Origin of the sequence: Burkholderia metallica (genome assembly GCF_001718555.1) — a bacterium.
Taxonomy (GTDB): domain Bacteria; phylum Pseudomonadota; class Gammaproteobacteria; order Burkholderiales; family Burkholderiaceae; genus Burkholderia; species Burkholderia metallica.
The window spans coordinates 1,126,929-1,153,755 of record NZ_CP013401.1; the positions used below are offsets into that span (position 1 = coordinate 1,126,929).

The following is a 26,827-nucleotide window of genomic DNA, read 5'->3' on the forward strand; positions in this document are numbered from 1 at the left end:
TGACACGAAGCAACGATGAAGACGATTTTCTGTTTGTTGGCCGCCGCTTTCGTTTGCGCGGCCTGTGCGCAGGGCGGGGCGGGTTCGGCCGGCGAGCGCGGCGGCAGCATCGAGATGTACGGAACGATCGATCAGGGCATCACGGTGCGCCGCTGACCGCCGCCGGGCGCGTGCGCACCCGGCACGGCCCCGGCAGCCGCGCCACGCGGGGCGCCCCGCGGCGCGTTGCTGCAGTGCAACCAACGTATAATGGCCCGATTACAGCGCCCCCGCCGCCTGGAGCCACCAAGATGTCCCAACCGTCCCCCGTACCGGCCGCCCTCGACCGCACCGAAACCGTATTTCGCTTCCTCGCCGAGCCGTCGTCCGTAAATTTCGGCGGCAAGGTGCACGGCGGCGCGCTGATGAAGTGGATCGACGAGGTCGCGTACGCGTGCGCGGCCGTTTGGTCGAGCCGCTATTGCGTGACGGTCAGCGTCGGCAACATCCGTTTCCAGCGGCCGATCATGGTCGGCAATCTTGTCGAGCTGAAGGCGCGTGTCGTCGCGACGGGCCGCACCAGCATGCACATCCACGTATCCGTGCATGCCGGCGATCCGAAGGGCGGCATGCTGCGCCAGACGACCGATTGCCTCGTCGTGTTCGTCGCGGTCGACGAGAACGGCAACCCGGTGCCGGTGCCGCCGTTCGTGCCCGAGACCGACGAGCAGAAGGTGCTCGCGAAATATGCGGCCGACGTGCGGGCCGCGCTCGACAAGCTCGTCGAGATGAAACCGGAAGAGGTGGCGAAGGGCGCGGTCTGAGCGCCGCGGGCGCCGCGCATCGCGGCGCGCCCCCCGCGCCATCCTGCCGTTAGCGCGTCCCGATCATCTGCTCGGGGCGCACCCACGCATCGAATTCCGCCTCGGTCAGATAGCCGAGCGCGAGCGCGGCCGCCTTCAGCGTCGTGCCTTCCTTGTGCGCCTTCTTCGCGATCTGCGCCGACTTGTCGTAGCCGATGTGCGGATTGAGCGCCGTCACGAGCATCAGCGATTCGTTCAGCAGCAGGTCGATCCGCGCGCGGTTCGGCTCGATGCCCACCGCGCAGTGATCGTTGAAGCTCTGCGCGCCGTCGGCGAGCAGTCGCACCGATTGCAGCACGTTGTGCGCGATCATCGGCCGGAACACGTTCAGCTCGAAATTGCCGCTCGCGCCGCCGACGTTGACCGCGACGTCGTTGCCGAACACCTGGCAGCACAGCATCGTCACGGCTTCCGACTGCGTCGGGTTCACCTTGCCCGGCATGATCGAGCTGCCCGGCTCGTTCTCCGGAATCGACAGCTCGCCGAGCCCGCAGCGCGGCCCGCTCGCGAGCCAGCGCACGTCGTTCGCGATCTTCATCAGGCCGGCCGCGACCGTCTTCAGCGCACCGTGCGCGAACACCAGCGCATCGGCGGCCGCCATCACCTCGAACTTGCTCGGCGCCGTCACGAACGGCAGCTTCGCGAGCCGGCCGATTTCCTCGGCGACGCGCACCGCGAACTCCGGATGCGCGTTCAGCCCCGTGCCGACCGCGGTGCCGCCGAGCGCGAGTTCGTACAGGTGCGGCAGCGCGGATTCGACGTGACGGATGCCCTGGTCGAGCTGCGCGACGTAGCCGGAAAACTCCTGGCCGAGCGTGAGCGGTGTCGCGTCCTGCAGGTGCGTGCGGCCGATCTTCACGATGTCGGCGAACGCCTTCGATTTTGCGTCGAGCGTCGTGCGCAGCGTGCGCAGCGCCGGCAGCAGGTGATTGACGATCGCATACGCGGCCGCGACGTGCATCGCGGTCGGGAACACGTCGTTCGACGACTGGCCGCGGTTCACGTCGTCGTTCGGATGCACCTTGCGCGCTTCGCCGCGCTCGCCGCCCATCAGTTCGCTCGCGCGATTCGCGATCACCTCGTTGAGGTTCATGTTGGTCTGCGTGCCGGAACCCGTCTGCCAGACGGCGAGCGGGAATTCGCGCGGATGCTTGCCGGCGATGATCTCGTCGGCCGCGGCGATGATCGCGCGCGCCTTGTCGTCGGCCAGCACGCCGAGCGACTGGTTCACGGCCGCCGCGGCGCGCTTGACGATCGCGAGCGCGTGGATCAGCTCGGGCGACTGCTTCTCGGTCGAGATCCGGAAATTCTGCAGCGAGCGCTCGGTCTGCGCGCCCCACAGCCGGTCGGCCGGCACGGCGATCTCGCCGAACGTATCGCGTTCCATCCGCACTGCTTCGTTCATGATCCACTCCTCCAGAAAAGGGGAAAGGCCGCGCGTCGTCGCGCGGCAACAGACGTAATCAGGCGTATCGTGAGGCAGTCGCGCCGCTTGCGCGGCGTCTCGGGGGCTTCAACCGACTAGCATAGCGCCGGCCCGGATTTCGCGTGTTGTCGCGCTCAGTGCGGCGACGCGCTCTTCAGATGAAAGCGCCATGCCATCAGCACGGCCACGCTTGCGAGGCCGGCCGCGAGGCCCCACCAGAGGCCTCGCGCACCGAGGCCGACGTGGAATGCGAACCAGTAGCCGGTCGGAAAACCGATGCCCCAGTAGCCGAGGGTTGCCGCGAGCATCGGGATGCGCGTGTCCTTCAGGCCGCGCAGCGCGCCCGACGCGACGGTCTGCGCGCCGTCGACGATCTGGAACACCGCGGCGATGCCGAGCAGCGACGCGGCGAGCGACACGGTGGCCGCGTTGGCCGGATCGTCGAGGTTCAGGTACAGGCCGACGATCGCATGCGGCGCGACGATCAGCACGATCCCCGACAGCGACATGAACGCGACACCGAGGCCGAGTGCGACGAAGCCCGCATGCCGCGCGGCGACGGGCGCCCCCGCGCCGACCCAGTAGCCGACCCGCACGTTGGCCGCCTGACCGATCGCGAGCGGCACCATGAACGCCACCGAGGCGACGTTCAGCGCGATCTGGTGGGCGGCCAGCGACGTCGCGCCGAGCACGCCGATCGTCAGGCCCGTCGCGAGAAACAGTGTCGACTCGACCCCGTACGTGATCGCGACCGGCCAGCCGATGCCGATCAGTTCGCCCATCATCGGCAGCTTCGGGCGCGCGGCGGTGACGAAATGACGGAAGCGTTGCCGGCCGTGCAGCAGCCAGATCAGCGAGAGCGCGGTGAGCCAGATCGTGATCGTCGTCGCGACCGCGGAACCGAGGAAGCCGAGGCGCGGCAGCCCGAACGCGCCGTGGATCAGCCCGTAGTTCAGCACGCCGTTTACGCCGACGCCGCCGATCGACACCCACAGCAGCCGCCGCGCCGCGCCGATCGCCGGCAGGAAGGCGCGCATCAGCCCGACGCCGATCAGGCTGCCGAGCGCGGCGAAGCGCAGGATGCCCGTATATTCGCCGACGTGATGCGCGAGCAACGGCGGCTCGTGGAACATCAACAGGATCGGTTCGGACAGCGACAGCGCGACGATGGCCGGAATCGCGAGCAGCACGGACAGCACGAAGCCGGTCCAGTAGATGTGCGGCACGCGCTCGTCGGCCTTGGCGCCGCGCGCATGCGCGACGCTCACGCTGACCGACGACAGCACGCCTTGCAGCACCGTCACGATGACGAAGAAGAAGTTCGCGCCGAGCCCGCCCGCCGCGAGCGAATCGGGGCCGAGCGAGCCGAGCAGCACCGTGTCGGTGACGCTCATCGCCATCTGCGAGAGCTGCGCGATCGCGAGCGGCGCGGCGAGGCGCGCGGTATCGGCGGCGTGACTGGACAGGGACGGCGGCGCGGCGGCCGTCCGCGTAAGACCGGAATGCGACATGGAATGGGCGCTCGCGCGGGTGCGGGCCCGCGCTATATGTATTTATTTTGAGAGACGGCTAGCTTACGGCTTTATTCGAACCGTGTCGAACGCGCGCGCCGATGGCCATGTCGCAGGCAGGGGGAACGGCTCGGGTGCTAGGCCTCGCGCACGGCGATGCGCGTGTCGCCGAGCAGCACGACCTGGCCTGCGCGGATCTTGCAGGTCTTGCGCAGCTCGACCGCACCGTCGACTTTCACCGCGCCGGACGCGACGATCAGTTTCGCGGAACCGCCGCTGTCCGCGAGGCCGGTGATCTTGAGAAGGTTGTGCAGCTCGACGTATTCGCCGGTCAGCGTGAAATCCAGATTGGGCATGACGAAGATGGTGCGCGATGCGCGGGAGGAGTCGCTCCGCATCATACGGCACCGCGGGCCGGCGCGCGAGCGCGGCCGGCGGCCGCCCGCAGTTGTGAGGGAGTGTGAGCGATTCGTCAGCAAATGAAACGGTGGGTAACAGTCTGAGAGATTCGAGAACCGGTCGTGCGGGCCGCGGGTCTTTTGTCGTACCTGCCGCGTGTTGCGGCGGGGGCGCATCGGACCGCATCGCCGTGGTCCGGGCTCACAACTTCCTGAGGAGAATTGTCATGTCCAAGATTCGTACGATGCTGATCGGTGCCGCGCTGACGGCGTTCGCCACGTCGGCCGCCTTTGCCCAGACGGGCACCGCGGCGCAGGGCGCAGCCGGTGCCGGCGTACAGGCGCAGACGCCGGCTGCGGGTGTCGGCATGCAGGGCGGTGCGGGCGCGAACGCGTCGGGCAATGCGGCCGGCGGTGCGACCGATGCGGTCGGCGCGGCAGCCGACGGCGCGAAGGATACGGGGTCGTCGGCCGTCCACTCGACCAAGAAGCACGCGAAGCATGCTGCGAAGTCGGCCAAGAGCCATGCGGGCTCGGCCAAGACGAAGGCCGGCGAAGCGACCGAAGGCGGCGCATCGGCCGGCGTGCAAGGCGGTGCATCGGCCCAGGGCGCCACGCAGTAAGCGGTGTCCGGCGCCGCGCGACGCCCGTGCCTGGCGGCGCGTCGCGGCGGCCATCCGGCGGCCCGGTTCGCATCGTGCGCACCGGGCCGTTTTCATGGTCGGGCGCGCAGGGGTGTGTCGTTACGGCCGGCGCTGTCCTTGTCCTTGTCCTTGCACCGGCCCCTGCGCCGGCCGCGCGGCAGCCGGGGTGAATACGCTGCGCAGCCATGCGGCGAGCCGCGCAAAGACGTCGTACGGCTCCTCGACGAAGATCTCCGGCTTCAGCAGCCGCAGGTATTCCATGATCTGCTGCGCTTCCTGCTTCTGGAACGAGCCGTGCGCGAGCCCGAGCCGCAGCAGCCCGCGCAGTTCGCCGAGCTTGTCGCGCGCGGTGCTACCGACGCTCATCTCGCAGGCGAGCTTGGCCTCGTAGACCCGTTGCCGCAGCGATTCCGCGAGCCGCCACGCGGGCGTCTGCATCAGTTCCTCGAGGGTCTGGATGTCTTGCGCGGCGCCCTTGATCTGCGATGCGAGCGGATCGACCAGCGACGGGTCGCCCTGCGCTTCGGCGACGATCGCTTTCGCCCAGTCGCGGCACGCCTTCGCGAGCTCGTCCGGGGTCCATTCGGAGCGCGACGCGAAGCCGAAGCCGAATTCGCCGGCCTGTCGCATCAGGATCGCGACGACGTCCGGGAACTCCTTGTCGAGCGTGCGTTTGGCCCACGCGTACTGGCCGCCCTGCAGCATCCGCTGCACCGCGTGCTCGGTCAGCGGCACCATGTTGTCGAGCAGTTTGGCGCGCAGGAAATCCTCGAACGACGGTGTCGCGAACTGCGGGTCGAGTTTCAGCGACACGCGGACGAACGCGTCGTAGTCCTTGCGCAGGGACTCGAGCGTGTCGTCCTTGAGGGAAAGGGTGATCTGGCCCATGAATCGTCTCGATGGCGGCCCGCGCAAGCCGGCGGCCGGCACGGCGCACCGGAGCGGGCGCCGCGTCGACTGACCGGTGCGCGCCGAGGCCGGTGGCGGGTCTTCATCCGTTATATCGACGCGCCGGGCGAAAACTTGAGCACGCGCGACCGAGCGTGTGCTCAGGCGGGCAGCCAGTGCGGCAGCACGACCCCTTGCCAGAAAAAGAACACCGCGAGCCCCGCTGCGATCGTCACGAGCGGGCGGCGGGTCGCGGCCGACACGAGCACGGCGGCGAGCGCGCCGACCAGCTGCGGATTGCGCCACGTCAGCTCGGCCGTGCCGCCGTGCGGCGAGACGACCATCGGCACGATGATCGCGGTCAGCACGGTGACGGGCACGAAGCCGAGCGCGGTCCGCACGAGCGGCGGAAACGCCAGCCGTTCGCCGAACAGGAACAGCGTCGAACGGATCGCGTACGTGATGACCGCCATCCCGAGAATCAGCAGCGCGTAGCTCACGAGGCGGCCTCCGTGCGCGAGCCGGCGCGCGTGCGGTCGTGCAGCAGCGTGAGCGCGACGCCGATCGCGACGCCGGCGGCGACCGCGCCGAGCAGCCCGAGCTTGTACGGCCAGGCCTGCCAGAAGTACGCGAGCGTGCCGGCCGTCACGGCCGCCGCGAAATAACGCAGCGTGCCGAGCTGCGGGACGACGATCGCGATGAAGGTCGCCGCCATCGCGAAATCGAGGCCGAGCGACTGCAGGCCCGGGAACGCCGCGCCGAAGCCGATGCCCGCGAGCGTCCAGACCTGCCAGTTCAGGTACATCGCGAGGCCCGAGCCGAAGAAGTAGTGGGGGCCGATCGTGCCGGGCGGGAAGTGCCGGTAGTGCGCATAGGCGACCGCGAACACTTCGTCGGTCATCAGCGCGCCGAGCGTCGCGCGCCAGCGCAGCGGCAGGTGCGCGACATAGGGCGCGAGCGTCGCGCTGTACAGCAGGTGACGCAGGTTCACGATCAGCGTGGTCGCGAGCACGACCGCGAAGCTCGCGCTGCCCGCGATCAGGCCGAGCGCGATGAACTGGGCGGAGCCCGCGAACACGACGAGCGACATCAGCGCGCCGTGCCATGCGGCGAGCGGGCCGCCGCCGACGAGCGTGCCGAAAATCACGCCGAACGGGGCGGCGCCGATCATCATCGGGATCGTGTCGCGCGCGCCGTCGAGCCATTCGTTGAGCGGGCGGCGGGCGGGTGATGCGGGTATTGGGTTCAAAGCGTATGCCTCCATGAACGGGAGGATAGCGGGCAGCGGGTGGGCGGGCTTGTATGTTCTTGCGCTTGCGGACCGGTGCGGGGCCGCTTGCCCTGCGCCGGGGAGCTCGGGCGGTATCGGGCGATATGGCGGTGGTGGGCCGGACGCCGCGCGTCAGCTCGCCTGCCAGCGCCCGGGCGGCACGCCGAACATGCGTTTGAAATGCCGCGTGAAGTGGCTTTGGTCGACGAAGCCGCTGGCCGCCGCGACGTCGGCGACGGGCACGCCCGCGCGCAGCGGCGCCAGTGCGCGCTGCAGGCGCAACTGGTTGCGCCATGCATGCGGCGGCATGCCGGTCGTGCGGGTGAACAGGCGCGCCGCGTGGAACGGCGACAGGCCGGCCGCCTGCGCGACTTCGTCGAGCGTCACCGGGCACAGGAGATCGGCGGCGAGCCGTTCACGCATCGCGTCGACGCGCGGTTCGTCCGCCGCGAGCGGCGCCGCTCGCGGCAGTGCGTCGGCATGGCGCACGATCAGCGTCGACAACGCGTCGAGCATCGCCGTTTCGGCGGCGAGCGGATCGTAGATGCGCGGTGCGTCGCCCGGTGAGTCGTTCGCCGGCTGCCCGTGCGCCTGCGCGCCGAGTGCGCGTTCGCTGCCGGCCTCCATCATCCGATGCGCGAGCGTGAGCCGGGCCGCGAGATCGGCGTCGCGAATCACGTCGGGCGCGAACCACGGCGCATCCTGCGGGCGGTCGGCAATCGCACTCGTGAGTTCGCGGATGAATTCGACCGGGATGTAGCTGACGCGATAGCACCAGCCTTCGTCGGCTGCGCGCGAACCCGTATGCACCTCGCCCGGATTGATCACGGGCACGGAGCCGGTTTCGGCGACATGGGCGCTGCCGCGGTAGGTGTAGCGTTCCGCGCCTTCGAGAATCACGGGGATCGTGTACGCGTCGTGCCAGTGGGGGGCGAACGTGTGGTCGCGATAGGTGGCCGTGAGGAGATCCGCATCCGGCAGCAGCGGCGTGCGCCAGTAGCGTGCGGAGTCTGGAAGGCGGGCGGCGGACATGAGCGGGCGCGAGAGCGGTCGAACCGACAGTGTATCGCTCGCGCGCCCGGGCGGGCCTTACTTGACCGGAATCGTCGTGCCGGCCGGCATCGGCACCGCGGTGACGGCGTTCTTCGGGCTGCCGCTGACGACGCGGTCGCTGTAGGTCAGATAGACGAGCGTGTTGCGCTTCTTGTCGACCACGCGCACGACGTGCAGCGTCTTGAAGATGAACGACATGCGCTCGCTGAACACGTCGGTTTGCTGCTTGAGCGGTTCCTTGAAACTGATCGGGCCGACCTGCCGGCATGCGATCGACGCTTCGCTCGGATCCTCGGCGACGCCGAGCGTGCCCTTGATCCCGCCGGTGCGGGCGCGCGACACGTAGCAGGTCACGCCGGTCACGACCGGATCGTCATACGCCTCGACGACCACGCGATCGGAGCCCGTGACGCGGAAATGGGTGTTGACGCTGCCGACTTCCTCCGCGTGCGCGAGCGGTGCCGCGGCGAACACGGAAAGCAGGAGGGCGAGGGGGGCTGAGCGGAAGAGACGATGCTTCATCGACGGAACCGGATGCGAATGCGGGACAGAGACTCTAGCATGCGCGGGACCGGCCGATGAAAGCCGAGAGAGCGGCCGAAAAACAAAAGGCCCGTCGAATGACGGGCCTTTCGCTATTTGGCTCCCCGACCTGGGCTCGAACCAGGGACCTACGGATTAACAGTCCGGCGCTCTACCGACTGAGCTATCGGGGAATAAATCGGTACATCTGCGTGTGTTGTTTCCAACAAAAAACCCGTCCACTTTCAACGGGCCTTCGTGTTTTTTGGCTCCCCGACCTGGGCTCGAACCAGGGACCTACGGATTAACAGTCCGGCGCTCTACCGACTGAGCTATCGGGGAACAAACAACAACAGCAGAGAAACGAGATTGTATGGAGCGTTCGCTAACGTGTCAATACTTTCGGGCGGCGGAACGCGAAATTTTTTTCGGTGCCGCGGCGCGATCAGCGCTCGAGCAGGTGCAGCTTGTCCTGCACGTCCTTCCACTCGTCCGCGTCGGCCGGTGCCGGCTTGGTCTTCGTGATGGACGGCCAGCCCTTCGCCAGCTCGGCATTCAGCGCGGTGAACTGCTGCTGGTCGCCCGGAACGTCTTCTTCGGCATAGATCGCATTGGTCGGGCACTCGGCGACGCACACGGCGCAGTCGATGCACTCGTCCGGATCGATGGCGAGAAAGTTGGGACCTTCACGGAAGCAATCCACCGGGCACACATCCACGCAATCCGTGTATTTGCACTTGATGCAGCCTTCGGTCACAACGTGAGTCATTAAAACGCTCCTGCTTGGCGGTATATATGGGGTGGCGTTTGCGCCAAAACCGGCATTGTAACTGAAGCGCAAAACCCGCATGACGTGGTCGGCTATCCGGCTTATATCGTTTCGTGATTAGTTTATGGCGCGTACTCGGGGGACGCAGAAGGGTGTCGACACCGGGCGTACGCGGGCCGTACGGCCGGGTGACGGTGCGCCGGGAGCAGGGCGCCAGGCGGTTTCACGATGGTCGGGCACGCATTCGGGTAACATGGCCGACAGACCGGGCGGCGCGCGGTGCGCCGGGCCCTGTCTCGATATTGGCGGTGCCGCAAACATGATCATCACTTCGCTGCTCGACACGGATCTCTACAAGTTCACGATGATGCAGGTCGTCCTGCATCACTTCCCCGCCGCAAGCGTCGAATACCGGTTCCGGTGCCGCACGCCCGGCGTCGATCTCGTGCCGTACATCGACGAGATCCGCGACGAGGTGCGCGGCCTGTGCGCGCTGCGTTTTTCGGACGTCGAACTCGACTACCTGCGGCGCATGCGCTTCATCAAGAGCGATTTCGTCGATTTCCTCGCGCTGTTCCACCTGAACGAGAAGTACATCTCGATCACGCCGTCGCCGAAGGGCAACGGCGAAATCGACATCGAGATCACTGGGCCGTGGCTGCATACGATCCTGTTCGAGATCCCGGTGCTCGCGATCGTCAACGAAGTGTATTTCCGCAACACGCAGCGCGAGCCCGACTATCGCGAAGGCCGCGAGCGGCTGCGCGAGAAGATCAAGCTGCTCGGCGCGGAGCCCGAGTTCGCCGACTGCAAGATCGCCGATTACGGCACGCGCCGGCGTTTCTCGAAGGTCTGGCACGAGGAAGTCGCGCTCACGCTGCGCGACGGGCTCGGCCCGCAGTTCGCGGGCACGAGCAACGTGCTGTACGCGATGAAGCACGGCATCACGCCGCTCGGCACGATGGCGCACGAGTACCTGCAGGCATGCCAGGCGCTCGGCCCGCGGCTGCGCGATTCGCAGATCTACGGCTTCGAGATGTGGGCGAAGGAATATCGCGGCGACCTCGGGATCGCGTTGTCGGACGTCTACGGGATGGACGCGTTCCTGAACGACTTCGACATGTACTTCTGCAAGCTGTTCGACGGCGCGCGCCACGATTCGGGCGATCCGTTCGACTGGGGCGAGCGGATGCTGCGCCATTACGAGATGAACCGGTGCGACCCGCGTACCAAGGTGCTAGTGTTCTCGGACGCGCTCGACATCCCGAAGGTCATGCAGTTGTACGAACGGTTCCGCGGCCGCTGCAAGCTCGCGTTCGGCGTCGGCACGAACCTCACCAACGATCTCGGCTACGTGCCGCTGCAGATCGTGATCAAGATGGTCCGCTGCAACGGCCAGCCGGTCGCGAAGCTGTCCGATTCGCCGGGCAAGAGCATGTGCGACGACAAGGCGTATCTCGCGTACTTGCGCCAGGTGTTCGGCATCGCGCAGCCGGTCGAGGAAGACGCGTCGAAGTAAGCGCCGGCCGTTCGGCCAAGGTGCGTGGCGGCAGGGGCGGCCGGTATAATCCGACGGTATTGCACGCCAACGTCACGAGGACCGTTCATGGACACTTCCGCTGCCCGTCGTCAGATCCTCGCGCGCATTCGCGCGGCGCAGGCTCGCGCGGCCGAACCCGACGCAGCGGAGCGCGACGGCGTGGCCGACTACCTCGCCCGTCATCCGCAGGGCCCGCGCCCGCCGGCGCCGGCCGACCTCGTCGCTGCCTTCGTCGACGAAGCGGCGCGGCTGTCGACCACGGTCGACGAAGTCGCGACGCTGGCCGACGCGCCTGCCGCCGCCGCCCGCTATCTTTCCGCTCAGGGCCTGCCGATGCAGGCCGTTGCATGGCGCACGCTGGCCGATCTCGACTGGGCCGGTGCCGGCCTGTCGGTCGAGTGCCGCAAACCGCGCGACGGCGATCTGGTCGGCCTCACCGGCTGTTTTTGCGCGACCGCCGAAACGGGCTCGCTGGTGCTGCTGTCCGGCCCCGACACCTATGCGTCGGCCGGTCTGCTGCCGGAAACGCACATCGCGCTCGTTCCCGCGTCGCGGATCGTCGCCGGTCATGAAGACGCATTTGCACTGATCCGCTCGGAGCGCGGCGAATTGCCGCGCGCGGTCAATTTCGTGTCGGGCCCGTCGCGCACGGGCGATATCGAGCAGACCATCGTACTGGGCGCGCACGGCCCGTACCGCGTTCACGTGATCGTCGTACGGGGCGCATGACGCGCCCGCCGCATCCACTACCACTCGACCAAGGAAGTTCTGCATGAAACGACATGCCGCCTGGGCCGGCATGGCGTCGGGGGTTGCGCTTGGCGCCGTCCCGGCGCTGGCATCGGCCGCAACGCTCGACGGCGCCACGCTGTCTGCCCTGTGGGGTATCCCGTTCGCCGGGATCCTGCTGTCCATCGCGCTGTTCCCGCTCGTCGCCCCAGTGTTCTGGCATCACCACTTCGGCAAGATCGCGGCCGGGTGGGCGATCGTGTTCCTGATTCCGTTCGGGTTCGCGTTCGGCGCGGGCACCGCGTTCGGCACGCTCGTGCACGCGCTGCTCGAGGAATACATTCCGTTCATCGTGCTGCTCACCGCGCTCTATACGGTCGCCGGCGGCATCTGCGTGAACGGCAACCTGCATGGATCGCCGAAGCTGAATACCGCGATCCTCGCGCTCGGCACGCTGCTCGCGAGCGTGATGGGCACGACGGGCGCCGCGATGCTGCTGATCCGGCCGCTGCTGCGTGCGAACGACAACCGCAAGCACGTCGTGCACGTCGTGATCTTCTTCATCTTCCTCGTCGCGAACGCGGGCGGGTCGCTGTCGCCGCTTGGCGATCCGCCGCTGTTCCTCGGGTTCCTGAACGGCGTGAGCTTCTTCTGGACGACCACGCACCTCGCGCTGCCGATGCTGTTCATCTGCGCGGTGCTGCTGACGCTGTTCTTCGCGCTCGATACGTATTTCTACCGCAAGGGCGGCGAGGAGCGGCCGGCCACGCTCGACCCGACGCCCGACAGCGCCAGGCTGTCGATCGACGGCAAGATCAATTTCGTGCTGCTCGCCGCCGTGATCGGCCTCGTGCTGATGAGCGGCGTGTGGAAGCCGGATGTCACGTTCGACGTCTGGGGCACGCACGTCGCGCTGCAGAACCTCGTGCGCGATGTCGCGCTCGCGGTCGTGACGCTCGCGTCGCTCGCGCTGACGCCGCGCTCCGCGCGCGAGGGCAACGCATTCAACTGGGCGCCGATCGAGGAAGTCGCGAAGCTGTTCGCGGGGATCTTCGTGACGATCGCGCCGGTGATCGTGATCCTGCGCGCGGGTGCCGACGGCGCGTTCGCGCAGATCGTCCATCTCGTCACGGGGCCGGACGGCAAGCCGATCGACGCGATGTACTTCTGGGCGACGGGCATTCTGTCGTCGTTCCTCGACAATGCGCCGACCTATCTCGTGTTCTTCAACCTCGCGGGCGGCGATGCGCAGTCGCTGATGACGACCGGCGCGTCGACGCTCGCCGCGATTTCCGCGGGCGCGGTGTTCATGGGCGCGAACAGCTATATCGGCAATGCGCCGAACTTCATGGTTAAGGCGATCGCCGAATCGCGCGGCGTGAAGATGCCGAGCTTCTTCGCATATCTCGGCTGGGCGCTGGTCGTGCTGATACCGGTATTCCTGCTGACGTCGTGGCTTTTCTTCACGGCGTAAGCTGACGATTTTCAACCCTCGGGCGGGCGGTTCCGGCAGCGCATGGCGCGCAACGATCCGTCCGCCGCATGCGGAGATGGCGATGCAGAAGATCCTGGTCGCGCGTCCGATCTTTCCGGACGTGATCGAACGGCTCAAGCAGTATTTCGACGTCGACTGGAACAACGGCGACGCACTCGCGCCCGACGCGCTCGCCGCGCGTCTGGCCGACAAGGACGGCGCACTGACGGCCGGCGATCCGGTCGGCGCGGCCGCGCTCGCGGCGGCGCCGCGCCTGCGCGTTGTCGCGAACATGGCAGTCGGCTACAACAATTTCGACATAGCCGCGTTCAATGCGGCGAACGTGCTCGGCACCAACACGCCCGACGTGCTGAACGAGTCGACCGCCGATTTCGGCTGGGCGCTGATGATGGCGGCCGCACGCCGGATCGCCGAATCCGAGCACTGGCTGCGCGCCGGCCACTGGCAGAAGTGGGCGTACGACGGTTTCCTCGGTTCCGACATTTACGGCTCGACGCTCGGCGTGATCGGGATGGGGCGCATCGGCCAGGCGCTCGCGCGCCGCGCGCGCGGCTTCGGGATGCAGGTGATCTATCACAACCGTTCGCGGGTCGCGCCCGAGATCGAGGCCGAGCTGAATGCCGAATACGTGCCGAAGGATGCGCTGCTCGCCCGTGCCGATCACGTCGTGCTCGTGCTGCCGTACACGAAGGAGAACCATCACACGATCGGGGCGGCCGAGCTGGCCAGGATGAAGCCCACCGCGACGCTGACCAACATCGCGCGCGGCGGGATCGTCGACGACGCGGCGCTGGCCGCCGCGTTGCGCGACGGGACGATCGCCGCGGCCGGCCTCGACGTGTACGAAGGCGAGCCGACGGTCCATCCGGCGCTGCTCGAGGTACCGAACGTCGTGCTGACGCCGCATATCGCGAGCGCGACCGAAAAGACGCGTCGTGCGATGGCGAACCTCGCCGCCGACAACCTGATCGCCGCACTCGGCGAAGGGCCGCGCGCCGGGCAGCCGCCGAATCCGATCAACCCTGACGTGATCGGGAAGCCGCGCGCATGACGATGACGTTGTTGCTGGCGGCGGTCGTCGTGCTGGCCGTCGCGCTCGCGGTGGCGATCGTCGTGCTCGTGCGCGGCGGGGGCCGTCACGACGATACGGCGGTACTGGGCGACCAGATCGCGGACGCCGCGCATGCGCAGGCGCGGGCGGTCGAGCGGCTCGAACGCGAATTGCGCGGCGAGATCGTCGAGAGCGCGCGCGGCTCGCGCACCGAGCTGGCCGGCAGTTTCTCGCAGCTTCAGCAGATGCTCGCCGCGCAACTGACGAGCGTGGCGACCGTACAGAACAACCAGATCGAGGGTTTCGCGCAGCAGCTCGGCAAGCTCGTGGCCGGCAATGCGCAGCAGTTCGACGCGATGCGCGAGAGCCTGCAGCGGCAGGCGCAGCAGGCGCGCGACGAGCAGACGGGCGCGCTCAGGCTGTTCGGCGACACGCTGCACCGGCAGCTCACGCAACTGACCGAGGCGAACGACCGCCGGATCGGCGAGGTGCGTGCGACGCTCGAGCAGCGGCTGAAGGAAATCGAGACGAACAACGCGGCGAAGCTCGAGGAGATGCGCCGCACCGTCGACGAGAAGCTGCACGCGACGCTCGAACAGCGGCTCGGCGAATCGTTCAAGCTGGTGTCGGACCGGCTCGAGCAGGTGCATCGCGGACTCGGCGAGATGCAGACGCTCGCGGCGGGCGTCGGCGACCTGAAGAAGGTGCTGACCAACGTGAAGACGCGCGGCACCTGGGGTGAAGTACAGCTCGAGGCGCTGCTCGAGCAGATGCTGACGCCCGAGCAGTACGCGAAGAACGTCGCGACGGTGCCGAAGAGCAGCGAGCGCGTCGAATTTGCGATCCGGTTGCCGGGGCGCGATGCCGGCACGCGCGACGCGCCGCCCGTGTGGTTGCCGATCGACGCGAAATTCCCGCGCGAGGACTACGAGCGGTTGATCGACGCGCAGGAGCGCGCCGATGCGGTGGCGGTCGAGGAGGCGGCCCGCGCGCTCGAAGCACGCGTGCGGCTGGAGGCGCGCACGATCGCCGAGAAGTACGTCTCGCCGCCGCACACGACCGATTTCGCGCTGCTGTTCCTGCCGACCGAAGGGCTCTATGCGGAGATCCTGCGTCGCCCGGGGCTGACCGACCTGCTGCAGCGCGACTATCGCGTGACGGTCGCCGGCCCGACGACGCTCACCGCATTGCTGAACAGCCTGCAGATGGGGTTCCGCACGCTCGCGATCGAGCAGCGCTCGAGCGAGGTGTGGCAGGTGCTCGGCGCTGTGAAGACGGAGTTCGGCAAGTTCGGCGACGTGCTCGCGCGCACGAAGGCGCAGCTCGAAACGGTCACGCGCTCGATCGAGTCCGCCGAGCAGCGTACGCGCGTGATGAGCCGCAAGCTGAAGCAGGTCGAGGCGCTGCCGGGCGACACGGCGGCGGGGCTGCTGGGTGCGGAAGGCGCCGACGGCGCCGATGCGGACGACGCATGACACGTGCTGCGTGTCGCTGTCGGAAAGAATACGGGCGCCGAGGCGCCCGTATTCTTTTGCAACGTTCACCGGCACGGGGCCGGTGCGGGATCATTGCCCGGCCAGCGTGTCCAGCGCGTCGCCCGTGACGCGAACGATGCGCCAGTCGGGCAGCACGGTGGCGCCCATTTTTTCGTAGAAATCGATCGCAGGCTGGTTCCAGTCGAGAACCGACCATTCGAAGCGTCCGCAGCGGCGCTCGACGGCCAGCGCCGCGAGGTGGCGCAGCATCGCGGTGCCGAGACCGGTGCCGCGCTGCGACGGCTGCACGTACAGATCTTCGAGATAAAGGCCGCGACGGCCGAGGAACGTCGAATAATTGTGGAAGAACAGCGCATACGCGACGATCGCGCCGTCTTGCTCGGCCACCCGTGCCTCGGCGGCGGGGTGTTCGCCGAACAGCGCGTCGGCGAGATCGGCTTGCGTCGCAACGAACAGATCCGTGAGCTTTTCGAACTCGGCCAGTTCGCGCATCAGCGCGAGGATCGCGCCGACGTCGCGAGCCTCGGCCGCGCGAATCAGCGGCGTGCCGCTCACGCTTCCTCCGGCGGATCGGACAGCACGATCTCGATGCCGCCGAAGCGCGATGCGACCCAGTTGTACGCGTGGCATGCGATCCACAGCAGCACGAAGCCGAGGATCGCGTTCAGCAGCAGCGCGCTCAGGATCGTGCTCAGTTCGACCATCCCGTAGCGGACGTAAGCGACGAGAATGCCGAGCAGCACGATCGGCACGCTGAACGTCAGGTAGACGAGAATCAGCGCCTTGGCGGTCTGCCCCGCGGCGATCGACGAAATTTGCTTCTTCATGTGCGGATTGCCCCCGTAGAAATATACCGATAGTGGAATTCAGATCAGGCCGTCGAACGGCAGGATATCGACCGGGGTGCCCGCGTCGACTGCCGCGGTATCGTGGCCCAGGACGATGAAACAATTGGCGGCCGACAGGCCGCTCAGCGATGCGGAACTCTGCGAGCCGGCCGGTGCGACGTGCCAGTGGCCGTCGGCGGCGCGTGTCGCGATGCCGCGCAGGTAGTCGGTGCGCCCCGTGCGTGTCTTCAGCGCGTGCGTGCTGAGCGCCGTGTACATCGCCGGCGGCTGCGCCTGCGCGCCGGCCAGCGTCAGCAGCGCGGGCCGCACGATCGCGTAGAACGTCACGGCGGACGCGACCGGATTGCCGGGTAGCCCGAAGAACAGCGTGTGACCGGCGCCGTCGGCCGGGCGGGCGAGCGTGCCGCACGCGAGCGGCCGGCCGGGGCGCAGCGCGAGGCTGGCGAACGTCACGTCGCCGAGCGTGGCCATAACGTCGCGCGTGAAGTCGGCTTCGCCGACCGATACGCCGCCCGACGTGATCACCGCGTCGGCCTGCGCGGCGACGGCGTCGCGCAAGGCGGTTTCGAGTGCGGCCGGGTCGTCGCGGACGATCCCGAGATCGATCGCGTCGACATGCAGCCTTTCGAGCATCGCGATCAGCATCCCGCGATTGCTGTCGTACAGGGTGCCGCGGCCGAACGGCGCGCCGGGCTCGCGCAATTCGTCGCCGGTGGAGAAGACGGCGACGCGCACGCGCCGGCGCACCGCGACTTCGGAGAAACCGAACGACGCGAGCAGACCGAGATCGGACGGCCGCAGGATGCGGCCCGCGGCGAGCGCGCAGGCGCCGCGCGCGAGATCCTCGCCGGCCTTGCGGCAGTTCGCGCCGCGCGCGATGTCGTGCGCGGCGAAGTGGATCGTGTCGCCGTCGACGCGCACGCGTTCCTGCGGAATCACGGTGTCGCATCCGGCCGGCATCGGCGCGCCCGTCATGATGCGCACGCATGATCCGGCCGTCACCGCGCCGTCGAACGGATGGCCGGCGAGCGCGGTGCCGGCGATCGTCAGCGCGACGTCGGCTGGCGGCGCCGCGTGCGTGCCGGCACTGCCGTCGAACGCATAGCCGTCCATCGCCGAGTTGTCGTACGCGGGAATGTCGAATGGCGCGTTCACGTCGGCCGCGAGCACGCGGTCAAGCGCATCGCGCAGCGCGACCGTGGCGCACGCGTCGACCGGCACCGCGAAGCGGCACGCGAGCGCCTGTGCGTCCGCGAGCGACAGCGGGGCATCGGAATCGGGTGCGCTTCGGGACGCGGAGGAGGATTGCGTGATCATCAGTCGGACTGCGCCGCAAGGCGTATCGGGTTCGTGGCCGGTGGCGCGGGGAGGATGCCTGGGCGCGGGTTTCGCGTGCGGCGGGCGCCGGGCGGGAACCGCACGGGTGCCGTCAGCGGCGGGCCAGCGCGGCGAGTTCCTGCCAGGAGTTGGCATTGTAAAACGCACGCTCGTCGCGAAACTCGACTTCGACCGTCTTGTGGCGTGCGTACCACGCACGCACCTTGCGGTCGCCGGCCGCGAGCCGGGCGGCGAGATCGTCGGCCAGCGACGTGCGCAGCAGCGCGAACGTCGGCTGCGGCGAGCGCGCCTGCCGGGCGTCGACGGTCACCGCCATCGCGATGTCGGCCTGCCGCGTGTCGAGCGCCGCCAGCAGCCGTGCGACGAGGTCGGCAGGCAGATAGGGCGTATCGCACGGCGAGCACGCGACGAGCGGCGCGCGCGCCGCCCGCATGCCCGCGAGCAGGCCCGCGAGCGGGCCGGGGAAGTCGGGGGTTTCGTCCGCGACGATGCGCGCGTCGAACGGCGCACCGAGTTCGGCATAGCGATCGGCATGGCGATTCGCGCTGATCAGCGTCTCGTCGACCTGCGGCGAGAGCCGGCGCAGCACGTGCAGCGCGAGCGGCGTGCCGTCGAGCAGCTGCAGGCCCTTGTCGACACCGTCCATGCGCGTGGCGCGCCCGCCTGCGAGCAGCAGGCCGGCGATCGAAGGCGGGGTGGAAGCGGGCATCGTCGGAAGGCGGGAAGGGCGGCGCGTCAGCCGCCGATATACGACATTTCGACCCGCTTGCCGCCGCCGTCGGGCAGTGCGTCGGCCGATGCACTGCCGCGCAGTTGCGAATAGCGGTCGGTGCGCGCCTGCCAGATGCGGGCGATCGCGGTCGCGATCTCGGCGTCGCTCGCGCCGCCGCGCACGAGCGCGCGCAGGTCGTGGCCCGTCGATGCGAACAGGCACAGGTACAGCTTGCCTTCGGTTGAAAGCCGCGCGCGCGTGCAGTCGCCGCAGAAGGCCTGCGTGACGCTCGAAATCACGCCGATCTCGCCGCTGCCGTCCGCATAGCCCCAGCGCTGCGCGGTTTCCGCCGCGGTGTGCGGGTCGAGCGGGACGAGCGGGAAGTGCTCGGCGATCCGTGCGACCACGTCCGCCGACGGCAGCACCTCGGTCATGTTCCAGCCGTTCGACGTGCCGACGTCCATGTATTCGATGAAGCGCAGGATCACGCCGGTGCCGCGGAACCGCTCGGCCATCGGCAGGATCTCGCTGTCGTTGGTGCCGCGTTTCACGACCATGTTGACCTTGACCGGCGCGAGGCCGGCGGCCTGCGCGGCGAAGATACCGTCGAGCACGTCGGCGCTCGCGAACTCGGCATCGTTCATGCGCTTGAACAACGTGTCGTCGAGCGCGTCGAGGCTGACCGTCACGCGCGTGAGCCCGGCGTCCTTCAGCGCGCGCGCCTTGCGTGCGAGCAGCGAGCCGTTGGTCGTGAGCGTCAGGTCGAGCGGACGGCCGTCATGCGTGGTCAGGCGTGCGAGGCGCTCGATCAGGAATTCGAGATTCTTGCGCAGCAGCGGCTCGCCGCCGGTGATGCGGATCTTCTCGACACCATGCGCGACAAAGAGCCGCGCCACGCGTTCGATTTCCTCGTGCGTGAGGAGCGCGCTGTGCGGCAGGAACGGGTAGTCCTTGTCGAAGACGGCGCGCGGCATGCAGTACACGCAACGGAAGTTGCAGCGATCCGTCACCGAAATGCGCAGGTCGCGCAGCGGCCTGGCGAACGTGTCGGCCAGCGTGCCGTCCGGGGCGTGCGCGACGCCGGAGACGTCCGGCATCCCGCTGACGTCGGCGAGAGGAATGATGCGTCGGGACATGTTGGAAGAAGTGCGGACCAGACCTCTATTTTAGCCGCAAGCGGCGAGCCGGGCCGGGGGGCGGAAACCCGGAGCGCGGACGTGAAAAAGCCCGCCGGCGGCGGGCTTTTTCGGGTCGGACGACGCGTCGGTCAGTGATGCGTCGTTTCAACCTGCTGCATCGGGGTCGTATCGACCGGAGGCAGCGGCTTGCGTTCGCGCGGCACGCGAGCCGGACGCGGAAGGCGCGATGCGGCTTCCTGCGCGGCGGCGAACTTGCCGGCGTCCGTGTTCACCCAGACGAGACCGGCCTGCTCCAGCACGGCGTCCAGGCTCGCCGAAGCGGGCGCGGCTGCCGGCTGTGCGGGGGCCGGTGCAGGCGCCGGAGCTGCGGCAGCTTCGACCGGCGCTACTTCGATCGGCGCTGCTTCGACACGGGCCGGCTCGGCAGCCACCGGAGCGGCTTCGCTCGTCGCGACCGGTGCGGCCTGCTCGACGGGTGCGGGTTGCGGTGCGTCGACGGCGGCAGGCGCTGCCGGCACTTCGAACGCATCGGTCGGCGAAACCGCGACCGGAGCCGGACCGGCTTCGGTTTCGACAGCCGGTGCGACCGGTGCCGGTTCCGCTGCGTGGGCGACGACTGCCGGCTCGGCCGGTGCAGCCGGGGCTGCTTCGACGTGTACCGGTGCCGGCTGCGGCTCGACAGCGGCCGGCGCAACCGGTTCGGCACGGTGCTCGACCACGGCTTCGACGACGACGGCGCTCGCTGCCGCCGCAACCACGGTGACTGCCGGTGCGGCCGTATGAGCCGGCTCGACGGCAGCCGGTGCTTCCGGCGTCACGGCTTGCACGGTGCCTTCGCCTTCCGCGCCTTGCTCGGCGTGGTCGACGACTGCGCCGTCTTCCTCGCGCTCGCGACGACCGCCGCGGCGGCCGCGACGGCGACGGCGGCGTTCCTCGCCATCACGCGCGCCGGCTTCCGCATCGGCTGCCAGCTCGGCGCCCGGCAGGGCTTCAGCCGCGGCCTTGTCGGCTTCCGGTTCCGGATGGGTTTCGCCACGGGTGACGGTTTCGAGCGTAGCCGCATGCTGGGTCGGCTTGCGGCGTTCGCCGCGCTCGCGACGTTCGCCGCGTTCCTGGCGCTCGCCACGACCGGCTGCGTCGACGCCTTCCGGCAGTTCGGCGCGCTCGCGCGGTTCGCGGCTCTCACGCGGTTCGCGCGGCTCACGGCTTTCACGCGGCTCGCGGCCTTCGCGCGGGGCGCGGGCCTCGCGACCCTCACGGCCTTCGCGGTTCTCGCGACCTTCACGCGGTTCACGACCCTCGCGCAGTTCGCGGTTTTCGCGCGGCTCACGCACTTCACGCGGCTCGCGTCCTTCCTTGCCTTCGCGTTCCTGGCGTTGCGACTGGCCACGGCCGGCTGCCGCCTGGTCGCGGCCGCCTTGCGCCTGCTGGGCGCCGCCGCGACGGTTGCGGTTGCGATCGCCGCCGCGTTCGCCGCGCTGCTCGGACTTCTCGGCGCGTTCGCCGCGAGCCGGACGGGCTGCCTGCTCCTTCGCCGGTGCCGGAGCGACCGGTGCGGGCGCCGGTGCCGGCGACACGCCGAACAGCCCCTTCAGCCAGCCGATGAAGCCGCCGCTTGCCGGCGCGACCGGTGCGGGCGCTGCAACGGGCTCGACCGGGCGCTGCGGTGCGGGGCTCGGGGCCGGACGCTCGGGCGTGATGCCCTTGACCGCGGCTTCCTGCTTCGGCTTCACTTCCGCCGCGCGCTTGCTGTAGCCGGTTTCCGACTCGAGTTCGCGGGCCGCTTCCTCGGCCATCTTCCACGACGCGCGCGGATCGTCGAGGCGTGCGTCGTCGTGACGCAGGCGCTCGAGCTTGTAGTGCGGCGTATCGAGGTGCTTGTTCGGGATCAGCACGATGCCGACCTTGAAGCGCGACTCGATCTTGTTGATTTCCTGACGCTTTTCGTTGAGCAGGAAGGCGGTCACCTCGACCGGCACCTGGCAGTGGATCGCCGCGGTGTTTTCCTTCATCGCTTCTTCCTGAATGATCCGCAGAACCTGCAGCGCGGACGATTCGGTATCGCGAATGTGGCCGGTGCCGTTGCAGCGCGGGCAGGTCACGTGGCTGCCTTCCGACAGCGCCGGACGCAGGCGCTGGCGCGACAGTTCCATCAGGCCGAAACGGGAGATCTTGCCCATCTGGACGCGCGCTCGGTCATGCTTGAGCGCGTCTTTCAGGCGCTGCTCGACTTCGCGCTGGCTCTTCGCCGATTCCATGTCGATGAAATCGATCACGATCAGGCCGCCGAGGTCGCGCAGGCGCAGCTGGCGGGCGACTTCGTCGGCCGCTTCGAGGTTCGTGCGGGTGGCCGTTTCCTCGATGTCCGCGCCCTTGGTCGCGCGCGCCGAGTTCACGTCGATCGCGACGAGCGCTTCGGTGTGGTCGATCACGATCGCGCCGCCCGACGGCAGCGGCACCGTGCGCGAGTACGCGGTCTCGATCTGGTGCTCGATCTGGAAGCGGGAGAACAGCGGCACGTCGTCGTGATAGCGCTTCACCTTCGCGACGTTGTCCGGCATCACGATATCCATGAAGGCGCGGGCCTGGTCGTGGATTTCGTTCGTGTCGATCAGGATTTCGCCGATATCGGGCTGGAAATAGTCCCGGATCGCGCGGATCACGAGGCTCGATTCCAGATAGATCAGCATCGGCTGGCCGGCATTGCCGCTCTGCGACGCCGCTTCGATCGCGCGCCACAGTTGCAGCAGGTAGTTCAGGTCCCACTGCAGTTCCTCGGCGCTGCGGCCGATGCCCGCGGTACGGGCGATCATGCTCATGCCGTCCGGGATCTGCAGTTGCGCCATCGTCTCGCGCAGTTCCTGACGCTCGTCGCCTTCGATCCGGCGCGACACGCCGCCGCCGCGCGGGTTGTTCGGCATCAGCACGAGGTAGCGGCCGGCGAGCGAGATGAAGGTGGTGAGGGCGGCGCCCTTGTTGCCGCGCTCTTCCTTCTCGACCTGGACGATCAGCTCCTGGCCTTCGCGCAGGGCATCCTGGATGCGCGCGGAGCGCATGTCGATGCCTTCCTTGAAGTATTGACGCGCGACTTCCTTGAACGGCAGGAAGCCGTGGCGGTCTTCGCCGTAGTTGACGAAGCACGCTTCGAGCGACGGCTCGATACGGGTGATGACACCTTTGTAGATATTGCCTTTGCGCTGTTCGCGCCCGGCTGTCTCGATGTCGATGTCGATGAGCTTTTGCCCATCGACGATGGCGACGCGCAGCTCCTCCTGCTGCGTCGCATTGAACAGCATGCGTTTCATGAACGACTCCAGGCGGCTCCGCTGCCGGCGCCTCGCGGTTGTCAGGCGCGAGGGCGGTAACGACGGCAGGCCGCACCTTGTTGTGTTGTCACAAGCACGCTGGAGCGGGAAAGATGGCGGGGAGAATTGCCTGAAGAGGCGCTTGGGCCCGAAAGACGGGGCCGGCGGCCATAGGGCACCTGCGAATACGGTTTCAAAGCACGGCGTTCACACACCGCACGCTGCACAAGCGCGCTAAGCCTGAGTCCGGGCATTGCCACGGGCGCGCGCAATGCGTCGCGCGCGCCGACGGGCGGCAGATGCTGCGGCTTGGGCCGCAGCGGGGAGTATCGAATCCAGCCCGACTTTCCCGCTTGGGGTGTACTTCCCTGGTTTGACGTCGCCAAGCTCCGCACGCTTCGCGGAGCCAAATCGGGCGCAACGCCGTAATATTCGCAACCGGCAGCCTGCGGACGCACTTCGCGCCGTCCGGCTGCCGATCAAATTCTTTTCAACCAACTTTCCGTTACCGCGGCGCCTTGCCGACCGAATCCGCCTGTGGGCGCGATCCTTGCCGGCGAGCGGCGCCGTGCGTGCAACTTGCTGCATCTCTTTGATTAGGGGCGAGCAGCGGACCCCCGGCGCAAGTAAAATAGCGGTTTGCGCTTGCGCCTTGCCCAATTCAGCCGGGGCCGGCCGGTCAGGCCACCCTCAACGTCAGGCTGGGCAAAATTATATTCAGTATGAATGAGTTAGGCAAAATATCCCAGAATTCGCTCGCAAGCGGCCAGGTATCGATGATCGAGATCGACGAAAACTCGGCCGGTCAGCGGATCGACAACTTCCTGCTGCGCGTCTGTAAGGGCGTGCCGAAAAGCCATATTTACCGGATCCTGCGCAGCGGGGAAGTGCGCGTCAACAAGGGCCGGGTCGACGCGCAGTACCGTCTTGCCCACGGCGACGTCGTCCGCGTGCCGCCCGTGCGCGTGGCGGCGGCGGACCTCGCGCGCGCCGATACGCCCGTCGTGCCGCCCGCGAATTTCAACGTGCTGTACGAGGACGACGCGATGCTCGTCATCGACAAGCCGGCCGGGGTCGCCGTCCACGGCGGCAGCGGCGTCGCGTTCGGCGTGATCGAGCAGATGCGCCAGGCGCGCCCGCGCGCGAAATTCCTCGAACTCGTGCACCGGCTCGACCGCGAGACGTCCGGGATCCTGATGCTCGCGAAAAAGCGCACGGCGCTGGTGGGCCTGCACGAGCAGATTCGCGAAAACAGGATGGACAAACGCTATTTCGCATGCGCGCACGGCGAATGGCAGCCCGACTGGGGCCGCCGCCGCGCGGTGAAGGCGCCGCTGTTCAAGTATTCGACCCCGGAAGGGGAGCGCCGCGTGCGCGTGCAGGACGACGGGCTGCCGTCGCATACGGTGTTCAACCTGATCGACCGCTGGCCTGAATACGCGCTGGTCGAAGCGGAACTCAAAACGGGTCGGACCCATCAGATCCGTGTGCACCTCGCGCATCTCGGCCTGCCGATCGCCGGCGACGCCAAGTATGGCGATTTCGCACTGAACAAGGCGCTGGCGCGCGCGAACGCGCAGCCGTCGTTGAAACGGATGTTCCTTCATGCGTACCGGCTGCGGCTCGCCCACCCGCTGACCGGCGAGGCGCTGCAGTTCGATGCGCCGCTGCCGGACGAATGCCGGCGCTTCCTCGACCAACTCAGCGCACTGCGCGATACCGCCTGAACCGCATGGCTCGACAGCAATTTGACCTGATCGTCTTCGACTGGGACGGCACGCTGATGGATTCGACTGCGCACATCGCGCACAGCATCCAGGCCGCGTGCCGCGATCTCGGCCTGCCCACGCCGTCCGACGAGGCGTCGCGCTACGTGATCGGCCTCGGCCTGCGCGATGCGCTGCAGATTACCGCTCCGACCCTCGATCCGTCCGATTATTCGCGGCTCGCCGAGCGCTACCGCTATCACTATCTGCTCGACGACCAGCGTATCGAGCTGTTCGCCGGCGTGCGCGAACTGCTCGCCGAATTGCGCGACACGGGCTATCTGCTCGCCGTCGCGACCGGCAAGGGCCGGGTCGGTTTGAACCGCGTGCTCGATCAGTCGAAGCTGACGAGCCTGTTCGATGCGACGCGCTGCGCGGACGAAACCTTCTCGAAACCCCATCCGGCGATGCTGCACGAGCTGTCCCGCGAATTGGGGCAGGACCTGGCGCGCACCGTGATGATCGGCGACACGACGCACGATCTGCAGATGGCCGCGAGTGCCGGCGCGGCCGGCGTCGGCGTCGCGTACGGCGCGCACACGGCCGAGGCGCTGGCGGCGCTCGCGCCGCGTTTCGTCGCGCCGGACGTCGACGCGCTGGCCGCCTGGCTGCGGGAGCACGCATGAGCGCGGCGCCGGACGCCGTGCGCGTGTGCGCATCGGACGCGCTGGCAGACGGCGGCGCCGGCGTGCGCGTCGATGCGACGCTGCGCGGCGAGCAGGCCGTCGTATTCTTCGTGCGCTACGAGGGCCGCGCGTACGGCTACCTGAACCGCTGCGCGCACGTGCCGATGGAGCTCGACTGGGCCGAAGGGCAGTTCTTCGAATCGTCGGGCCTGTACCTGATGTGCGCGACGCATGGCGCGATCTACGAACCGAACACCGGCAAGTGCGTCGGCGGCCCGTGCCGCGGCGGCCGCCTGCGGCCGGTCGAGGTCGACGAGCGCGACACGTCCGACGGGCGTGCGGTATTCTGGGTGCCCGACGCCGACCTGCGTCCCGCTGTTTCCGCTACGACCGACTGACGACATCACTGCATGGCCGACCAACCGAATTCCCCGCAATCCTCCTCCCTTCCCGACAGCCGTGAACCGAACTGGGAGCGCGCGGCGCTCGAGCGGATCGCGCTGGCGGCCGTCAAGGAGCAGCGCGCGGCGCGGCGCTGGAAGATCTTCTTCCGCTTCGCGTTCCTCGGCGTGTTCGTGCTGCTGGCGTTCGCGCTGATCGATTTCTCGAGCGACGCGAAGTTCACGTCGAGCGGGCGGCATACGGCGCTCGTGACGATCGACGGCGAGATCGCGGCCGGCGTCAGCGCGAACGCCGACGACATCATCACGGCGCTCGACGCCGCGTTCGACGACGACGGCACGGCCGGCGTGGTGCTGCGGATCAACAGCCCGGGCGGCAGCCCGGTGCAGGCCGGGATGGTCTACGACGAGATCCGCCGGCTGCGCGCGAAGCATCCGGACACGCCGCTGTACGTCGTCGTGACCGACATGTGCGCATCCGGCGGCTATTACATCGCGTCCGCCGCCGACAAGATCTTCGTCGACAAGGCGAGCATCGTCGGGTCGATCGGCGTGCTGATGGACGGGTTCGGCTTTACCGGCCTGATGGGCAAGCTCGGCGTCGAGCGGCGCCTGCACACGTCGGGCGAAAACAAGGGCTTCTACGATCCGTTCTCGCCGGAAACGCCGAAGATGGACGCGCATGCGCAGGCATTGCTCGACCAGGTGCACGCGCAATTCATCAAGGCCGTGAAGGATGGCCGCGGCAAGCGGCTGCACGAGACGCCCGACATGTTCTCGGGCCTGTTCTGGACCGGTGAGAAGAGCGTCGAGCTCGGGCTGGCGGACGGTTATGGCACGACCGACACGGTCGCGCGCGACGTGCTGAAGGCGCCCGATCTCGTCGACTATACGGTGAAGGAAAGCCTGACGAACCGAGTCGCGCGCAAGTTCGGCGCGGCCGTCGGCAGCGCCGCGATGAAGGCGCTGACGGCCGGCGGCGCGTCGGTCAGCCTGCGCTGACCTGAAGCGGGCGGGCCGCAATAGGCCGCCCGTCGCGACGCGGTTCGGCCGCCGCG

27 protein-coding genes and 2 tRNA genes are annotated in these 26,827 nt (G+C 68.3%); 12 read left to right on the plus strand and 17 right to left on the minus strand.

The window, feature by feature from the left end; genetic code table 11:
* Window positions 1-15: 15 nt before the first annotated feature.
* Both WJ16_RS35215 and WJ16_RS05100 read left to right on the plus strand, forming a co-directional pair.
* Window positions 16-156, plus strand: a complete 141-nt coding sequence (locus WJ16_RS35215) for a hypothetical protein (RefSeq protein WP_167375361.1) — start codon at window positions 16-18, stop codon at window positions 154-156.
* Window positions 157-290: 134 nt separating this feature from the next.
* Window positions 291-803 carry an acyl-CoA thioesterase gene (locus WJ16_RS05100; RefSeq protein WP_069256118.1) on the plus strand — a complete coding sequence of 171 codons (513 nt, stop codon included), beginning with the start codon at window positions 291-293 and terminating at the stop codon, window positions 801-803.
* Window positions 804-852: 49 nt separating this feature from the next.
* Here WJ16_RS05100 and fumC read toward each other — a convergent pair whose 3' ends face one another.
* The 3 genes from fumC to WJ16_RS05115 form a co-directional block, all read right to left on the minus strand.
* Window positions 853-2,247, minus strand: a complete 1,395-nt coding sequence (gene fumC / locus WJ16_RS05105) for a class II fumarate hydratase (RefSeq protein WP_069256119.1) — start codon at window positions 2,245-2,247, stop codon at window positions 853-855.
* 155 nt (window positions 2,248-2,402) lie between these two features.
* On the minus strand, window positions 2,403-3,779 hold the full coding sequence (gene norM / locus WJ16_RS05110) for a multidrug efflux MATE transporter NorM (protein ID WP_069256120.1): 1,377 nt from the start codon (window positions 3,777-3,779) through the stop codon (window positions 2,403-2,405).
* A 137-nt stretch (window positions 3,780-3,916) separates the two neighbouring features.
* Window positions 3,917-4,135 carry an RNA-binding S4 domain-containing protein gene (locus WJ16_RS05115; protein WP_021159725.1) on the minus strand — a complete coding sequence of 73 codons (219 nt, stop codon included), beginning with the start codon at window positions 4,133-4,135 and terminating at the stop codon, window positions 3,917-3,919.
* 269 nt (window positions 4,136-4,404) lie between these two features.
* Here WJ16_RS05115 and WJ16_RS05120 point away from each other — a divergent pair, with 269 nt between their 5' ends.
* On the plus strand, window positions 4,405-4,800 hold the full coding sequence (locus tag WJ16_RS05120) for a hypothetical protein (RefSeq protein WP_069256121.1): 396 nt from the start codon (window positions 4,405-4,407) through the stop codon (window positions 4,798-4,800).
* Between the two features lie 120 nt (window positions 4,801-4,920).
* On the opposite strand, the gene WJ16_RS05125 is transcribed toward WJ16_RS05120, so the two are convergent.
* From WJ16_RS05125 to fdxA, 8 genes are all read right to left on the minus strand, one after another.
* Window positions 4,921-5,709 (minus strand): DUF4088 family protein, encoded by a 789-nt coding sequence (locus WJ16_RS05125; protein WP_069256122.1) that lies wholly within the window; start codon window positions 5,707-5,709, stop codon window positions 4,921-4,923.
* A 161-nt stretch (window positions 5,710-5,870) separates the two neighbouring features.
* The gene (locus WJ16_RS05130; protein WP_069256123.1) at window positions 5,871-6,209 is read right to left on the minus strand and encodes an AzlD domain-containing protein; all 339 of its coding nucleotides are present in this window, start codon (window positions 6,207-6,209) and stop codon (window positions 5,871-5,873) included.
* A complete protein-coding gene (locus WJ16_RS05135; RefSeq protein WP_069256124.1) occupies window positions 6,206-6,973 on the minus strand; it encodes an AzlC family ABC transporter permease in 768 nt (255 codons plus the stop codon). Before WJ16_RS05135 ends, WJ16_RS05130 begins: the two co-directional genes overlap by 4 nt.
* 138 nt (window positions 6,974-7,111) lie before the next feature.
* Entirely contained in the window at window positions 7,112-8,011 is a 900-nt protein-coding gene (locus WJ16_RS05140) for an AraC family transcriptional regulator (protein ID WP_069256125.1), read from the minus strand.
* A gap of 57 nt (window positions 8,012-8,068) precedes the next feature.
* Complete coding sequence (locus tag WJ16_RS05145; protein ID WP_069256126.1) at window positions 8,069-8,554, minus strand: CreA family protein; 486 nt, start codon at window positions 8,552-8,554, stop codon at window positions 8,069-8,071.
* A gap of 118 nt (window positions 8,555-8,672) precedes the next feature.
* Window positions 8,673-8,748: transfer RNA gene (locus WJ16_RS05150), tRNA-Asn, on the minus strand.
* Window positions 8,749-8,820: 72 nt separating this feature from the next.
* Window positions 8,821-8,896, minus strand: a tRNA-Asn gene (locus WJ16_RS05155).
* A gap of 103 nt (window positions 8,897-8,999) precedes the next feature.
* A complete protein-coding gene (gene fdxA / locus WJ16_RS05160; RefSeq protein WP_069256127.1) occupies window positions 9,000-9,323 on the minus strand; it encodes a ferredoxin FdxA in 324 nt (107 codons plus the stop codon).
* 319 nt (window positions 9,324-9,642) lie between these two features.
* On the opposite strand from fdxA, the gene pncB reads away from it, so the two are divergent.
* The 5 genes from pncB (at window position 9,643) to WJ16_RS05185 (ending at window position 15,613) form a co-directional block, all read left to right on the plus strand.
* Complete coding sequence (gene pncB, locus WJ16_RS05165) at window positions 9,643-10,842, plus strand: nicotinate phosphoribosyltransferase (protein WP_069256128.1); 1,200 nt, start codon at window positions 9,643-9,645, stop codon at window positions 10,840-10,842.
* Between the two features lie 87 nt (window positions 10,843-10,929).
* The gene (locus WJ16_RS05170; protein WP_069256129.1) at window positions 10,930-11,592 is read left to right on the plus strand and encodes a LutC/YkgG family protein; all 663 of its coding nucleotides are present in this window, start codon (window positions 10,930-10,932) and stop codon (window positions 11,590-11,592) included.
* 43 nt (window positions 11,593-11,635) lie between these two features.
* Window positions 11,636-13,066, plus strand: coding sequence for a sodium:proton antiporter (locus tag WJ16_RS05175; RefSeq protein ID WP_069256130.1), 1,431 nt, complete (start codon window positions 11,636-11,638; stop codon window positions 13,064-13,066).
* A gap of 82 nt (window positions 13,067-13,148) precedes the next feature.
* Entirely contained in the window at window positions 13,149-14,138 is a 990-nt protein-coding gene (locus WJ16_RS05180; RefSeq protein ID WP_069257963.1) for a 2-hydroxyacid dehydrogenase, read from the plus strand.
* Window positions 14,135-15,613, plus strand: a complete 1,479-nt coding sequence (locus tag WJ16_RS05185; protein WP_069256131.1) for a DNA recombination protein RmuC — start codon at window positions 14,135-14,137, stop codon at window positions 15,611-15,613. The genes WJ16_RS05180 and WJ16_RS05185 overlap by 4 nt, the downstream gene beginning before the upstream one ends.
* 90 nt (window positions 15,614-15,703) lie before the next feature.
* On the opposite strand, the gene WJ16_RS05190 is transcribed toward WJ16_RS05185, so the two are convergent.
* From WJ16_RS05190 to WJ16_RS05215, 6 genes are all read right to left on the minus strand, one after another.
* Window positions 15,704-16,189, minus strand: a complete 486-nt coding sequence (locus WJ16_RS05190; protein ID WP_069256132.1) for a GNAT family N-acetyltransferase — start codon at window positions 16,187-16,189, stop codon at window positions 15,704-15,706.
* Entirely contained in the window at window positions 16,186-16,461 is a 276-nt protein-coding gene (locus WJ16_RS05195; RefSeq protein WP_006401288.1) for a hypothetical protein, read from the minus strand. Before WJ16_RS05195 ends, WJ16_RS05190 begins: the two co-directional genes overlap by 4 nt.
* A gap of 39 nt (window positions 16,462-16,500) precedes the next feature.
* Entirely contained in the window at window positions 16,501-17,799 is a 1,299-nt protein-coding gene (gene moeA / locus WJ16_RS05200) for a molybdopterin molybdotransferase MoeA (RefSeq protein WP_069256133.1), read from the minus strand.
* 112 nt (window positions 17,800-17,911) lie between these two features.
* Window positions 17,912-18,529 carry a molybdenum cofactor guanylyltransferase MobA gene (gene mobA / locus WJ16_RS05205; RefSeq protein ID WP_069256134.1) on the minus strand — a complete coding sequence of 206 codons (618 nt, stop codon included), beginning with the start codon at window positions 18,527-18,529 and terminating at the stop codon, window positions 17,912-17,914.
* 26 nt (window positions 18,530-18,555) lie between these two features.
* A complete protein-coding gene (gene moaA / locus WJ16_RS05210; RefSeq protein WP_069256135.1) occupies window positions 18,556-19,668 on the minus strand; it encodes a GTP 3',8-cyclase MoaA in 1,113 nt (370 codons plus the stop codon).
* Window positions 19,669-19,799: 131 nt separating this feature from the next.
* Entirely contained in the window at window positions 19,800-22,976 is a 3,177-nt protein-coding gene (locus WJ16_RS05215) for an Rne/Rng family ribonuclease (RefSeq protein ID WP_069256136.1), read from the minus strand.
* Between the two features lie 722 nt (window positions 22,977-23,698).
* Between WJ16_RS05215 and WJ16_RS05220 the strand changes: the two genes are divergently transcribed.
* The 4 genes from WJ16_RS05220 to WJ16_RS05235 are packed head-to-tail and all read left to right on the plus strand — an operon-like array spanning window position 23,699 to window position 26,771.
* Window positions 23,699-24,703: an RluA family pseudouridine synthase gene (locus WJ16_RS05220; protein ID WP_069256137.1), complete on the plus strand. Its 1,005-nt coding sequence runs from the start codon at window positions 23,699-23,701 to the stop codon at window positions 24,701-24,703.
* 5 nt (window positions 24,704-24,708) lie between these two features.
* Window positions 24,709-25,368, plus strand: coding sequence for an HAD-IA family hydrolase (locus WJ16_RS05225; RefSeq protein ID WP_069256138.1), 660 nt, complete (start codon window positions 24,709-24,711; stop codon window positions 25,366-25,368).
* Complete coding sequence (locus WJ16_RS05230; RefSeq protein ID WP_069256139.1) at window positions 25,365-25,766, plus strand: Rieske (2Fe-2S) protein; 402 nt, start codon at window positions 25,365-25,367, stop codon at window positions 25,764-25,766. Before WJ16_RS05225 ends, WJ16_RS05230 begins: the two co-directional genes overlap by 4 nt.
* Before the next feature lie 12 nt (window positions 25,767-25,778).
* Window positions 25,779-26,771 carry a S49 family peptidase gene (locus WJ16_RS05235; RefSeq protein WP_069256140.1) on the plus strand — a complete coding sequence of 331 codons (993 nt, stop codon included), beginning with the start codon at window positions 25,779-25,781 and terminating at the stop codon, window positions 26,769-26,771.
* Window positions 26,772-26,827 lie beyond the last annotated feature (56 nt).

Excerpts from the sequence above, each read along its gene's own strand:
- fumC (WP_069256119.1), bottom strand. The coding sequence starts at position 2,247 with ATGAACGAAGCAGTGCGGATGGAACGCGATACGTTCGGCGAGATCGCC.
- WJ16_RS05180 (WP_069257963.1), top strand. The coding sequence starts at position 13,149 with ATGCAGAAGATCCTGGTCGCGCGTCCGATCTTTCCGGACGTGATCGAA.
- WJ16_RS05115 (WP_021159725.1), bottom strand. The coding sequence starts at position 4,135 with ATGCCCAATCTGGATTTCACGCTGACCGGCGAATACGTCGAGCTGCAC.
- WJ16_RS05175 (WP_069256130.1), top strand. The coding sequence starts at position 11,636 with ATGAAACGACATGCCGCCTGGGCCGGCATGGCGTCGGGGGTTGCGCTT.
- WJ16_RS05185 (WP_069256131.1), top strand. The coding sequence starts at position 14,135 with ATGACGATGACGTTGTTGCTGGCGGCGGTCGTCGTGCTGGCCGTCGCG.
- moaA (WP_069256135.1), bottom strand. The coding sequence starts at position 19,668 with ATGTCCCGACGCATCATTCCTCTCGCCGACGTCAGCGGGATGCCGGAC.
- WJ16_RS05230 (WP_069256139.1), top strand. The coding sequence starts at position 25,365 with ATGAGCGCGGCGCCGGACGCCGTGCGCGTGTGCGCATCGGACGCGCTG.
- norM (WP_069256120.1), bottom strand. The coding sequence starts at position 3,779 with ATGTCGCATTCCGGTCTTACGCGGACGGCCGCCGCGCCGCCGTCCCTG.
- WJ16_RS05235 (WP_069256140.1), top strand. The coding sequence starts at position 25,779 with ATGGCCGACCAACCGAATTCCCCGCAATCCTCCTCCCTTCCCGACAGC.
- WJ16_RS05225 (WP_069256138.1), top strand. The coding sequence starts at position 24,709 with ATGGCTCGACAGCAATTTGACCTGATCGTCTTCGACTGGGACGGCACG.
- pncB (WP_069256128.1), top strand. The coding sequence starts at position 9,643 with ATGATCATCACTTCGCTGCTCGACACGGATCTCTACAAGTTCACGATG.
- moeA (WP_069256133.1), bottom strand. The coding sequence starts at position 17,799 with ATGATCACGCAATCCTCCTCCGCGTCCCGAAGCGCACCCGATTCCGAT.
- WJ16_RS05135 (WP_069256124.1), bottom strand. The coding sequence starts at position 6,973 with ATGGAGGCATACGCTTTGAACCCAATACCCGCATCACCCGCCCGCCGC.
- WJ16_RS05215 (WP_069256136.1), bottom strand. The coding sequence starts at position 22,976 with ATGAAACGCATGCTGTTCAATGCGACGCAGCAGGAGGAGCTGCGCGTC.
- WJ16_RS05125 (WP_069256122.1), bottom strand. The coding sequence starts at position 5,709 with ATGGGCCAGATCACCCTTTCCCTCAAGGACGACACGCTCGAGTCCCTG.
- WJ16_RS05170 (WP_069256129.1), top strand. The coding sequence starts at position 10,930 with ATGGACACTTCCGCTGCCCGTCGTCAGATCCTCGCGCGCATTCGCGCG.
- WJ16_RS05220 (WP_069256137.1), top strand. The coding sequence starts at position 23,699 with ATGAATGAGTTAGGCAAAATATCCCAGAATTCGCTCGCAAGCGGCCAG.
- WJ16_RS35215 (WP_167375361.1), top strand. The coding sequence starts at position 16 with ATGAAGACGATTTTCTGTTTGTTGGCCGCCGCTTTCGTTTGCGCGGCC.
- WJ16_RS05100 (WP_069256118.1), top strand. The coding sequence starts at position 291 with ATGTCCCAACCGTCCCCCGTACCGGCCGCCCTCGACCGCACCGAAACC.
- WJ16_RS05140 (WP_069256125.1), bottom strand. The coding sequence starts at position 8,011 with ATGTCCGCCGCCCGCCTTCCAGACTCCGCACGCTACTGGCGCACGCCG.
- WJ16_RS05195 (WP_006401288.1), bottom strand. The coding sequence starts at position 16,461 with ATGAAGAAGCAAATTTCGTCGATCGCCGCGGGGCAGACCGCCAAGGCG.
- WJ16_RS05120 (WP_069256121.1), top strand. The coding sequence starts at position 4,405 with ATGTCCAAGATTCGTACGATGCTGATCGGTGCCGCGCTGACGGCGTTC.
- mobA (WP_069256134.1), bottom strand. The coding sequence starts at position 18,529 with ATGCCCGCTTCCACCCCGCCTTCGATCGCCGGCCTGCTGCTCGCAGGC.
- fdxA (WP_069256127.1), bottom strand. The coding sequence starts at position 9,323 with ATGACTCACGTTGTGACCGAAGGCTGCATCAAGTGCAAATACACGGAT.
- WJ16_RS05145 (WP_069256126.1), bottom strand. The coding sequence starts at position 8,554 with ATGAAGCATCGTCTCTTCCGCTCAGCCCCCCTCGCCCTCCTGCTTTCC.